The following is a 12,073-nucleotide window of genomic DNA, read 5'->3' on the forward strand; positions in this document are numbered from 1 at the left end:
TGGGAGCGGGCTTGCCCCGCGAAAAGAATTTCACCGATTTACTGGCATACCACTTGTCAGCCACCCGACCCGGGCGCGATTTTCATGTATGATATGCGCCCCCTTAAAAGCCTGACTGTCCGAGAACGCCCCATGCAGCTTTCCTCGCTCACTGCGGTTTCCCCTGTTGACGGCCGCTACGCCGGCAAAACCCAGGCCCTGCGCCCAATTTTCAGCGAATACGGCCTGATCCGTTTCCGCGCCCTGGTCGAGGTGCGCTGGTTGCAGCGCCTCGCCGCTCACCCGCAAATCGCTGAAGTTCCAGCGTTTTCTGCGCAAGCCAACGCCCTGCTCAATGGCCTGGCCGATGAGTTCGCCCTCGAGCACGCCGAGCGCGTGAAAGAAATCGAGCGCACCACCAACCACGACGTCAAGGCCATCGAGTACCTGCTCAAGGAGCAGGCTGCCAAGCTGCCGGAACTGGCCAAGGTGAGTGAATTCATCCACTTCGCCTGCACCAGCGAAGACATCAACAACCTGTCCCACGCCCTGATGCTGCGCGCCGGTCGTGACGACGTGCTGCTGCCGCTGATGCGCCAGATCGCCCAGGCGATCCGTGAGCTGGCCCACCGCTTTGCCGACGTGCCGATGCTGTCGCGCACCCACGGCCAACCGGCTTCGCCAACCACCCTGGGCAAAGAGCTGGCCAACGTCGTCTACCGCCTGGAGCGCCAGATCGCCCAGGTAGCCGCCGTACCGCTGCTGGGCAAGATCAACGGCGCCGTAGGCAACTACAACGCCCACCTGTCGGCCTACCCGCAGATCGACTGGGAAGCCAACGCCCGCGCCTTCATCGAAGACGAGCTGGGCCTGCAGTTCAACCCCTACACCACCCAGATCGAGCCGCACGACTACATTGCCGAGCTGTTCGATGCGATCGCCCGCTTCAACACCATCCTGATCGACTTCGACCGCGATATCTGGGGCTACATCTCCCTGGGCTACTTCAAGCAGCGCACCATCGCCGGCGAAATCGGTTCCTCGACCATGCCGCACAAGGTCAACCCGATCGACTTCGAGAACTCCGAAGGCAACCTGGGTATCGCCAACGCGCTGTTCCAGCACCTGGCCAGCAAGCTGCCGATCTCGCGCTGGCAGCGCGACCTGACCGACTCCACCGTGCTGCGCAACCTGGGCGTCGGTTTCGCCCACAGCGTGATCGCCTACGAGGCCAGCCTCAAGGGCATCAGCAAGCTGGAAATCAACGAAGCCCGCATCGCCGAAGACCTGGACGCCTGCTGGGAAGTCCTGGCCGAGCCGATCCAGACCGTCATGCGCCGCTACAACATCGAGAACCCCTACGAGAAGCTCAAGGAGCTGACCCGTGGCAAAGGCATCAGCCCTGAAGCGCTGCTGACCTTCATCGATGGCCTGGACATGCCGGCCGACGCCCGCGAAGAGCTGAAGAAGCTGACCCCGGCCTCCTACATCGGTAACGCCGCGGCTCAAGCCAAACGCATCTGATCTGCGCCCTGCGCGTGAACGCCCGGCTCAGCCGGGCGTTTTTATTACCGAAAGAAAATTACTTTTTTTCAATAGGTTACACATGAATCCTGATACTCCACTGCAGCTGCTGGGCGGCCTTACTGCCCGTGAATTCATGCGCGACTACTGGCAGAAGAAGCCCCTGCTGGTACGCCAGGCCTTCCCGGATTTCGAAAGCCCGATCGACGCCGACGAACTGGCCGGCCTGGCCCTGGAAGAAGAAGTCGAGTCGCGTCTGGTCATCGAGCACGGCGAGCGCCCCTGGGAGCTGCGTCGCGGCCCGTTCGAGGAAGACACCTTCAGCACCCTGCCCGAGCGTGACTGGACCCTGCTGGTGCAGGCGGTCGACCAGTTCGTACCGGAAGTCGGCGAGCTGCTGGAGCACTTCCGCTTCCTGCCCAGCTGGCGTATCGACGACGTGATGATCAGCTTCGCCGCCCCCGGTGGCAGCGTCGGCCCGCACTTCGACAACTACGACGTGTTCCTGCTGCAAGGCGAAGGCAAGCGCAACTGGAAGATCGGCCAGATGTGCGACAGCGACAGCGCCCTGATCGAGCACGCCGACCTGCGCATCCTGGCCGACTTCGAGCAGAGCGACGAGTGGACCCTGGAGCCGGGTGACATGCTCTACCTGCCGCCGCGCCTGGCCCACTTCGGCGTTGCCGAAGACAACTGCCTGACCTACTCGGTAGGCTTCCGCGCCCCGAGCGCCGCCGAAGTGCTGACCCACTTCACCGACTTCCTCAGCCAGTTCCTGCCGGACGAAGAGCGCTACAGCGACGCCGACGCCCAGCCGGTCAGCGATCCGCACCAGATCCAGCACGATGCCCTGGGCCGCCTGAAGAACCTGCTCACCGAGCACATGGGTGACGAGCGCCTGCTGCTGACATGGTTCGGCCAGTTCATGACCGAGCCGCGCTACCCGGAACTGGTCAGCGGCGAACCACTGGACGAAGCCGACCTGATCGAGAGCCTGGCCGAGGGCGCGATCCTGATCCGCAACCCGAGCGCGCGCCTGGCCTGGTCGGAAGTCGACGACAACCTGCTGCTGTTCGCCAGCGGCCAGAGCCGTCTGCTGCCGGGCGACCTGCGCGAGCTGCTGAAGCTGATCTGCGCCGCCGACGCGTTGCATATCGAAAACCTTGAACAGTGGCTTGAACACGACCAAGGCATTACCTTGATCTGCGAACTGATCAAACAAGGAAGCCTGGGATTTGCCAATGAATAAGATTCGGGTTCGCCTCGCCGACTGGCACAAAGACAACGCCGACATCCGCCGCATTCGCGAAGCGGTATTCATCGCCGAACAAAGCGTACCGCCGGAGCTGGAGTGGGATGCCGACGACAACGACGCCGTGCACTTCCTCGCCCTGGAGGGTGACTACCCGATCGGCACCGCCCGCCTGCTGCCCGACGGCCAGATCGGCCGGGTGTCGGTGCTCAAGGACTGGCGAGGCCTGAAGGTCGGCGATGCGCTGATGCAGGCGGTGATCGACGAAGCCCAGAACCGCGACCTCAAGCAGCAGATGCTCAGCGCCCAGGTGCATGCCACGCCGTTCTACGAGCGCCTTGGCTTCAAGGTGGTCAGCGAGGAGTTCCTCGAGGCGGGCATTCCGCACGTGGACATGGTTCGCGAGTCGCGCGAACTGGCCTGATTTGCTGCGGGAGCAACTGTCCTTGTGGGAGCGGGCTTGCCCCGCGACTGCGATCAGCCAGTTACATCGCATCGCGGGGCAAGCCCGCTCCCACAGGGTTCGCGAATCCCGTGAGCTTGCCTGATTACCTGTGGGGCCTGGCATCGATGCCGCCCCCACAGGGATCGCTCCCACAACCGCTACAAATTTGCCATCATGTCCACTCCACCTGCGGAGATCATGGACATGCCGCTACGCCCCCTGCTCGCCTCCCTGCTTCTGTCGTTCAGCCTGAATGCGCTGGCCGCCACCGAAGTCCTGCCGCTCAACCACCGCACCAGTGCCGAACTCCTCCCCGCCGCCCAGTCCTTCCTCGGCAAGAACGGCAGCGTCAGCGCCTTCGAAAACAAGCTTATCGTCAATGCCGACCCCGAACGCATCGACAGCCTGCGCGCCCTGCTCGAACAGCTGGACACCGCCCCGCGTCGCCTGCTGATCAGCGTCGACAACAACGACAGCAACTTCCAGGACAACCGCGGCAACGCCCGGGTCATCCACTACGGCACCGCCAACCGCGAAGGCGGCCTGCAGCAGGTCCAGGCCAGCGAGGGCAAGCCGGCGCTGGTCCAGTTCGGCCAGAGCATTCCGATCACCAGCACCAGCACCGATGGTTTCGGGCGGATCCAGAGCGACACCCAGTACCGTAACGTCACCCAGGGCTTTTACGTGACCGCCAGCGTCACCGGCAACACCGTCCACCTGAGCATCAGCACCAACAATGACCGGATGAGCCAGGAACGTCCCGATGTAGTGAAGGTACAAAGTACCGACACAACCGTCAGCGGCAAGCTGGGCGAGTGGATCACCCTGGCCGGTGTCAACCAGCAGAGCCAGTCCGATCGCAGCGCTTCGGCGCTCACCTACAGCACCCAGCGCGGTGAAAACATGGCATTGCGGGTAAAAGTCGACGCATTGGACTGAAGCCAGGCAAATCAAGGCCTCGACCAAAGGCATCGAAACTGACTGACGAGTCGTATTAGACCAAAGATGTAGTGTTAAGAAAAAAGCACTACAAAACATTTGACGACCTCAAATCGTCGAGGCATGATGGCCCCGCTCCCGCTAATCAGGGGCCCTGGCAAGGGCCTTCGAGCCGCGCTCTAACCTACCCACCTGAGCCGACTCGTGTCTGTACAGCCCACAAGGCAGTTTGACGAGATTGCGACTGGAACGAAGTTGTCCCGAGGGACGGAAGCGCATCAAAAGGTACCCGGCAGCACTGTTCACTGCAGTTCGGCAACCACGAGCCACCCTGCAGCGAAAACCTCGCCCACCTGCTCACTTCCCCTCTTCGAGCCCCATCGTTCGACCGTCGCACATTTCGCTGAACATGACTGACGCCAGGCTTCTGATCTGCGCCGTGAGAGCGAGAATTTTTCCAAGACCGATGCGACGAGGTTTATTTCCATGGCACTGACACGCGAACAGCAAATTGCAGCCCTCGAAAAAGACTGGGCCGAAAACCCGCGCTGGAAAGGCGTGACCCGTACCTACACCGCCGCCGATGTCGTACGTCTGCGTGGCTCGGTCCAGCCTGAGCACACCCTGGCCCGCATGGGTGCCGAGAAGCTGTGGAAGCTGGTCACCCAGGGCGCTCACCCGTCCTTCCGTCCAGAGAAAGATTTCGTCAACTGCATGGGCGCCCTGACCGGCGGCCAGGCTGTTCAACAGGTCAAGGCCGGTATCCAGGCAATCTACCTGTCCGGCTGGCAAGTGGCTGCCGACAACAACTCGGCCGAGTCCATGTACCCAGACCAGTCGCTGTACCCGGTGGATTCGGTTCCAACCGTGGTCAAGCGCATCAACAACTCGTTCCGTCGTGCCGACCAGATCCAGTGGAAAGCCGGCAAGAACCCGGGCGATGACGGCTACGTCGACTACTTCGCGCCAATCGTAGCTGACGCCGAAGCCGGTTTCGGCGGCGTCCTGAACGCCTACGAGCTGATGAAGAACATGATCGAAGCAGGCGCCGCCGGCGTTCACTTCGAAGATCAGCTGGCCTCGGTGAAAAAATGCGGCCATATGGGCGGCAAGGTACTGGTTCCGACCCAGGAAGCCGTACAGAAGCTGACCGCTGCCCGTCTGGCGGCCGACGTTGCCGGCGTACCGACCATCATCCTGGCCCGTACCGACGCCAACGCCGCTGACCTGCTGACCAGCGACTGCGACCCGTACGACCAGCCGTTCGTGGTTGGCGATCGTACCCCGGAAGGCTTCTACAAGGTCCGCGCCGGCCTGGATCAAGCCATCGCCCGTGGCCTGGCCTACGCGCCATACGCCGACCTGATCTGGTGCGAAACCGCCAAGCCGGACCTGGACGAAGCCCGTCGCTTCGCCGAAGCGATCAAGAAGGAATACCCGGACCAGATCCTGTCGTACAACTGCTCGCCTTCCTTCAACTGGAAGAAGAACCTGGACGACGCGACCATCGCCAAGTTCCAGCGCGAACTGTCGGCCATGGGCTACAAGCACCAGTTCATCACCCTGGCTGGTATCCACAACATGTGGCACGGCATGTTCAACCTGGCGCACGACTACGCCCGCAACGACATGACCGCCTACGTGAAACTGCAAGAGCAGGAATTCGCTGACGCGTCCAAAGGCTACACCTTCGTGGCGCACCAGCAGGAAGTCGGCACCGGCTACTTCGACGACATGACCACCGTGATCCAGGGTGGCAAGTCTTCGGTAACCGCGCTGACCGGCTCGACCGAGGAAGAGCAGTTCCACTGATCGGTGATCGGCAACTGAAATTCGGGTAACAGACAAGACCCGGGGCCTGTGATGGGGCCCCGGGTTTTGTTTTTTACCCCCCCCGGTAGGAGCGGGCTTGCCCCGCGATTGCGCTGGTAGACTGTTATTGCGTATCGCGGGGCAAGCCCGCTCCCACAGGATTGATCGCCGTTGGCTATGCTAGACGCACAATTTCACCAAGGACCGGCCATGCCCCGCCCCCTCACCCTGCTCTGCCTGGCCCTGCTCGGCGGCGCCCTCTATTTATATGCACTGGCCAGCGGCAATGCGCTGCTGGGCCTTGCCGTCAAACCGATCCCGGTGTTGGCACTGCTGGCCTGGCTCAATGGTGCCGAACCCGGCCGCTACCGCCGCTGGATCATGATCGGCCTGGGCTTCTCGCTGCTCGGCGATATTCTCCTGGCGGTTCCTGGCGACCTGTTCGTGTTCGGCCTGGCGGCATTTCTTTGCGCTCACCTGGCCTACCTGCGCGGCTACCTGGGTGTGAACCGCCAATTGGCGCCCGGCGCCCTGGTGGGCTCGGCCATCGTCGGTGCCGCACTGCTGGGGCTGCTGATCAGCCAGGGCCTGGGCGAGTTGCTGGTGCCGGTAACGGTCTACGCCCTGGCCATCAGCGCCATGCTCTGGCGCGCCCTGGCCTGCGGCGGCCTTGCCGCCCTGGGTGCCGTCGCTTTCGTGTTTTCCGACAGCCTGATCGGCATCGATCGCTTCGTCAGCCCGTTCACCGCCGCCCCCTACCTGATCATCCTCGCCTACTGGCTGGGCCAGTGGGCGATTGCCGCTTCGGCGCACACCGGGCAATCTGCAAAAGCCTTGATCCAGAGCGCAGCACGAGAGAGAAAAACCGGTTAGAACACAGCCTGTGAAAACTTGCAGGTGATGGCAATGTTGCACAACTTTGTAGTTGACCCGAGCCGTAGGATTAAGCAAACAGCCTTAAATGATATTAATTATCATTACGAAATTACAGGTTCATTACGCGCGACAAGAAACATAATTAACAAAACCCGTGGCAATGCCCATTCCACGGGGCTTTCAGCGAGTTACGAAAGATTTTTGTTCTTAATCCTACGAATAAATTTGCTGCAGAAATTTTACTTGCACCGGGTTTACCCATAAAATCAGCGCGATAGATTCCGCTGCGACATATCGTCACTGCTCTACTTCTTTTCAAGCCGCAGAGACCGTCTCTGTATAAGGATTTTCAGCATGCCCGATTCGACAGGACTCATCGCCCACAACTGGGGCTTTGCCATTTTCCTTTTGGGTGTCGTAGGCCTGTGCGCCTTCATGCTCGGCCTGTCCGCCCTGCTCGGTAGCAAGGCCTGGGGCCGCAGCAAGAACGAACCCTTCGAGTCCGGCATGCTGCCCACCGGCGGCGCCCGCTTGCGCCTGTCGGCCAAATTCTATCTGGTCGCGATGCTGTTCGTGATCTTCGATATCGAAGCCCTCTTTCTCTTTGCATGGTCTGTGTCGGTACGCGAAAGCGGCTGGACCGGATTCGTCGAAGCACTCGTTTTCATAGCAATTCTGTTGGCAGGTCTTGTCTACCTATGGCGGGTCGGGGCGCTCGATTGGGCACCCGTGGGTCGTCGTATGCGGCAGGCGAAGCTGAAACAATGAGGCTTTGGCAATGCAATACAATCTCACCAGAATCGACCCGGATGCGCCTAACGAGCAGTATCCAATCGGAGAACGGGAAACCGTCTCCGATTCGCTGCTAGAGGACCAGGTCCACAAGAACATCTTCATGGGCAAACTTGAAGATGTGCTCAGTGGCGCGGTCAACTGGGGGCGTAAAAACTCCCTGTGGCCCTACAACTTCGGCCTCTCCTGCTGCTACGTGGAAATGACCACGGCCTTCACGGCACCCCACGACATCGCCCGCTTCGGCGCCGAAGTCATCCGGGCATCGCCGCGTCAGGCCGACTTCATGGTCGTCGCCGGCACCTGCTTCATCAAGATGGCGCCGATCATCCAGCGCCTGTACGAGCAGATGCTCGAGCCCAAGTGGGTCATCTCCATGGGTTCGTGCGCCAACTCCGGTGGCATGTACGACATTTACTCGGTCGTTCAGGGGGTCGACAAGTTCCTCCCCGTGGATGTCTACGTGCCTGGCTGCCCGCCTCGCCCTGAAGCCTTCCTGCAAGGCCTGATGCTGTTGCAGGAGTCGATTGGCCAGGAGCGTCGTCCTCTTTCCTGGGTTGTCGGCGATCAAGGCATTTACCGTGCCGAGATGCCGTCGCAGAAAGAGCAACGCCGTGAACAGCGCATCCAGGTCACCAACCTGCGCAGCCCCGACGAAGTCTGATCCAGCTATCTGCTGCCTGCGCATGCGCGACAGGCAGCCTGGCTTCATTCTCTACGTTGACCGAAAGCGACCGAGACCATGACAGCGGACACCGCTATTTATATCCCGCCTTACAAGGCTGACGACCAGGATGTGGTCGTCGAACTGAACAACAAATTCGGCCCGGAGGCGTTCGTCGCCCAGGAAACCCGCACCGGCATGCCGGTGCTTTGGGTTACCCGCGCCAAACTCAAGGAAGTGTTGAGCTTCCTGCGCAATGTCGCCAAACCGTACAGCATGCTGTTCGACCTGCACGGTGTCGACGAGCGCCTGCGCACCCAGCGCCGCGGCCTGCCGGCTGCCGACTTCAGCGTGTTCTACCACCTGCTGTCGGTGGAACGTAACAGCGACGTGATGATCAAGGTGGCCTTGAGCGAAGGCGACCTGAACCTGCCGACCGTCACCGGTATCTGGCCGAACGCCAACTGGTACGAGCGCGAAGTCTGGGACATGTTCGGCATCGACTTTGCCGGCCACCCGCACCTGACCCGGATCATGATGCCGCCGACCTGGGAAGGTCACCCGCTGCGCAAGGACTACCCTGCCCGCGCCACCGAGTTCGATCCGTACAGCCTGACCCTGGCCAAGCAACAGCTCGAGGAAGAAGCCGCGCGCTTCAACCCTGAAGCCTGGGGCATGAAGCGTCATGGCGCCAACGAGGACTACATGTTCCTCAACCTGGGCCCGAACCACCCTTCGGCCCACGGTGCCTTCCGTATCGTGCTGCAGCTGGACGGTGAAGAGATCGTCGACTGCGTACCGGACATCGGTTACCACCACCGTGGTGCCGAGAAGATGGCCGAGCGCCAGTCCTGGCACAGCTTCATCCCCTACACCGACCGTATCGACTACCTCGGCGGGGTGATGAACAACCTGCCGTACGTGCTCGCGGTCGAGAAGCTGGCCGGTATCCAGGTGCCGCAGAAGGTCGACGTGATCCGCATCATGCTCGCCGAGTTCTTCCGCATCACCAGCCACCTGCTGTTCCTGGGCACCTACATCCAGGACGTCGGCGCCATGACCCCGGTGTTCTTCACCTTCACCGACCGTCAGCGCGCTTACACCGTAATCGAAGCCATCACCGGCTTCCGCCTGCACCCGGCCTGGTACCGCATCGGTGGCGTCGCCCACGACCTGCCGCGTGGCTGGGACAAACTGGTGAAGGACTTCGTCGAATGGCTGCCAAAACGCCTCGACGAGTACACCAAGGCTGCCCTGCAGAACAGCATCCTCAAGGGTCGTACCATCGGCGTTGCCCAGTACAACACCAAGCAGGCGCTGGAATGGGGCGTCACCGGTGCCGGCCTGCGTTCCACCGGTCTTGACTTCGACCTGCGCAAGGCCCGCCCCTACTCCGGCTACGAGAACTTCGAGTTCGAAGTACCGCTGGCCCACAACGGCGATGCCTACGATCGCTGCATGGTCCGTGTCGAGGAGATGCGCCAGAGTATCCGCATCATCGACCAGTGCCTGCGCAACATGCCGGAAGGCCCGTACAAGGCGGATCACCCGCTGACCACGCCGCCGCCGAAAGAGCGCACCCTGCAGCACATCGAAACCCTGATCACCCACTTCCTGCAGGTTTCGTGGGGCCCGGTCATGCCGGCCAACGAATCCTTCCAGATGATCGAGGCGACCAAGGGCATCAACAGTTACTACCTGACGAGCGATGGCGGCACCATGAGCTACCGCACCCGGATCCGCACCCCGAGCTACCCGCACCTGCAGCAGATCCCTTCGGTGATCCGCGGCAGCATGGTTGCCGACCTTATTGCGTACCTGGGCAGTATCGACTTCGTTATGGCTGACGTGGACCGCTAAGCATGAACAGCACGCTTATCCAGACTGACCGTTTCGTCCTGAGCGAAACCGAGCGCTCGGCCATCGAGCACGAAATGCATCACTACGAGGACCCGCGCGCGGCGTCCATCGAAGCCCTGAAGATCGTCCAGAAGGAACGTGGCTGGGTGCCGGACGGCGCCATCTATGCCATCGGCGAAGTGCTCGGCATTCCTGCCAGCGATGTCGAAGGCGTGGCTACCTTCTATAGTCAGATCTTCCGTCAGCCGGTCGGCCGGCACATCATCCGCGTCTGCGACAGCATGGTCTGCTACATCGGCGGCCACGAGTCCGTGGTCAGCCAGATCCAGAGCGAGCTGGGCATCGGCCTGGGCCAGACCACCGCCGACGGCCGCTTCACCCTGCTGCCGGTGTGCTGCCTGGGCAACTGCGACAAGGCCCCGGCGCTGATGATCGACGACGACACCTTTGGCGACGTCCAGCCTGCTGGCGTTTCCAAGCTGCTGGAGGGTTACGTATGACCATCACTTCCTTCGGCCCGGCCAACCGCATCGCCCGTTCGGCCGAAACGCACCCGCTGACCTGGCGCCTGCGTGACGACGGCGAGCCGGTGTGGATCGACGAGTACCAGGCCAAGGACGGCTATGCCGCCGCCCGCAAGGCCCTGGCACAGATGTCCCAGGACGATATCGTCCAGACCGTGAAAGATTCCGGCCTCAAGGGCCGTGGCGGTGCGGGCTTCCCCACCGGCGTCAAATGGGGCCTGATGCCCAAAGACGAATCCATGAACATCCGCTACCTGCTGTGCAACGCGGACGAAATGGAGCCCAACACCTGGAAGGACCGCATGCTGATGGAGCAACAGCCCCATCTGCTGGTCGAAGGCATGCTGATCAGCGCCCGCGCGCTGAAGGCCTACCGCGGCTACATCTTCCTGCGTGGCGAATACACTACCGCAGCACGCAACCTCAACCGCGCCATCGATGAAGCCAAGGCCGCGGGCCTGCTGGGCAAAAACATTCTGGGCAGCGGTTTTGACTTCGAGCTGTTCGTGCACACCGGCGCCGGGCGTTACATCTGCGGTGAAGAAACCGCACTGATCAACTCCCTCGAAGGCCGCCGCGCCAACCCGCGCTCCAAGCCGCCCTTCCCTGCCGCCGTTGGCGTCTGGGGCAAGCCGACCTGCGTGAACAACGTCGAGACCCTGTGCAACGTGCCGGCCATCGTCGGCAACGGCATCGACTGGTACAAGTCGCTGGCCCGCGAAGGCTCCGAAGACCACGGCACCAAGCTGATGGGCTTCTCCGGCAAGGTCAAGAACCCGGGCCTGTGGGAGCTGCCGTTCGGCGTTACCGCCCGCGAGCTGTTCGAAGACTACGCCGGCGGCATGCGCGACGGCTACAAGCTCAAGTGCTGGCAGCCTGGCGGCGCCGGTACCGGCTTCCTGCTGCCCGAGCACCTGGATGCACAGATGTACGCCGGCGGCATCGCCAAGGTCGGTACCCGGATGGGTACCGGCCTGGCCATGGCGGTCGACGACAGCATCAACATGGTCTCGCTGCTGCGCAACATGGAAGAGTTCTTCGCCCGCGAATCCTGCGGCTGGTGCACCCCATGCCGCGACGGCCTGCCGTGGAGCGTGAAGATGCTGCGCGCCCTGGAGAAGGGTCAAGGCAAGGCGGAAGACATCGAGACCCTGCTGGGCCTGGTCAACTTCCTCGGCCCTGGCCGCACCTTCTGCGCCCACGCACCGGGCGCCGTCGAGCCGCTGGGCAGTGCCATCAAGTATTTCCGTCCGGAGTTCGAGGCCGGCGTCGCACCTGTAGCACCAGGCAGCGAAGCCCTGCGCCCGAACCTGGCCAAGCCGATCGTCGTCGGCGCATAACAAATAGAACGCGGGCGGTCCGTGCCGCCCGCTGCCAAGGCGGCTCGCCAGGTACTCCCTGCGCGG

At 62.2% G+C, this 12,073-nt stretch carries 11 protein-coding genes; all 11 read left to right on the plus strand.

Features of this window, described 5'->3' with window-relative positions:
- Positions 1-132: 132 nt before the first annotated feature.
- The 11 genes from purB (at position 133) to nuoF (ending at position 12,007) form a co-directional block, all read left to right on the plus strand.
- Positions 133-1,503: an adenylosuccinate lyase gene (gene purB, locus M2D63_RS00855; RefSeq protein ID WP_285860802.1), complete on the plus strand. Its 1,371-nt coding sequence runs from the start codon at positions 133-135 to the stop codon at positions 1,501-1,503.
- Positions 1,504-1,585: 82 nt separating this feature from the next.
- Positions 1,586-2,752 carry a cupin domain-containing protein gene (locus M2D63_RS00860; RefSeq protein ID WP_285860805.1) on the plus strand — a complete coding sequence of 389 codons (1,167 nt, stop codon included), beginning with the start codon at positions 1,586-1,588 and terminating at the stop codon, positions 2,750-2,752.
- Entirely contained in the window at positions 2,745-3,179 is a 435-nt protein-coding gene (locus M2D63_RS00865) for a GNAT family N-acetyltransferase (protein ID WP_285860808.1), read from the plus strand. Before M2D63_RS00860 ends, M2D63_RS00865 begins: the two co-directional genes overlap by 8 nt.
- 195 nt (positions 3,180-3,374) lie before the next feature.
- Positions 3,375-4,139 (plus strand): secretin N-terminal domain-containing protein, encoded by a 765-nt coding sequence (locus tag M2D63_RS00870; RefSeq protein ID WP_405308822.1) that lies wholly within the window; start codon positions 3,375-3,377, stop codon positions 4,137-4,139.
- A 486-nt stretch (positions 4,140-4,625) separates the two neighbouring features.
- Positions 4,626-5,951 (plus strand): isocitrate lyase, encoded by a 1,326-nt coding sequence (aceA, locus tag M2D63_RS00875; RefSeq protein WP_285860814.1) that lies wholly within the window; start codon positions 4,626-4,628, stop codon positions 5,949-5,951.
- 210 nt (positions 5,952-6,161) lie between these two features.
- Positions 6,162-6,824 carry a lysoplasmalogenase gene (locus M2D63_RS00880; RefSeq protein WP_285860817.1) on the plus strand — a complete coding sequence of 221 codons (663 nt, stop codon included), beginning with the start codon at positions 6,162-6,164 and terminating at the stop codon, positions 6,822-6,824.
- 357 nt (positions 6,825-7,181) lie between these two features.
- A complete protein-coding gene (locus tag M2D63_RS00885) occupies positions 7,182-7,595 on the plus strand; it encodes an NADH-quinone oxidoreductase subunit A (protein ID WP_285860819.1) in 414 nt (137 codons plus the stop codon).
- A 10-nt stretch (positions 7,596-7,605) separates the two neighbouring features.
- Complete coding sequence (locus tag M2D63_RS00890; RefSeq protein ID WP_107025573.1) at positions 7,606-8,283, plus strand: NADH-quinone oxidoreductase subunit B; 678 nt, start codon at positions 7,606-7,608, stop codon at positions 8,281-8,283.
- A 78-nt stretch (positions 8,284-8,361) separates the two neighbouring features.
- Positions 8,362-10,143, plus strand: coding sequence for an NADH-quinone oxidoreductase subunit C/D (gene nuoC, locus M2D63_RS00895; RefSeq protein ID WP_285860823.1), 1,782 nt, complete (start codon positions 8,362-8,364; stop codon positions 10,141-10,143).
- 2 nt (positions 10,144-10,145) lie between these two features.
- Positions 10,146-10,643 carry an NADH-quinone oxidoreductase subunit NuoE gene (gene nuoE / locus M2D63_RS00900; RefSeq protein WP_285860826.1) on the plus strand — a complete coding sequence of 166 codons (498 nt, stop codon included), beginning with the start codon at positions 10,146-10,148 and terminating at the stop codon, positions 10,641-10,643.
- Complete coding sequence (gene nuoF, locus M2D63_RS00905) at positions 10,640-12,007, plus strand: NADH-quinone oxidoreductase subunit NuoF (RefSeq protein WP_285860828.1); 1,368 nt, start codon at positions 10,640-10,642, stop codon at positions 12,005-12,007. Before nuoE ends, nuoF begins: the two co-directional genes overlap by 4 nt.
- Positions 12,008-12,073 lie beyond the last annotated feature (66 nt).

This window comes from Pseudomonas sp. BJa5 (assembly GCF_030272875.2).
Classification (GTDB): Bacteria; Pseudomonadota; Gammaproteobacteria; order Pseudomonadales; family Pseudomonadaceae; genus Aquipseudomonas.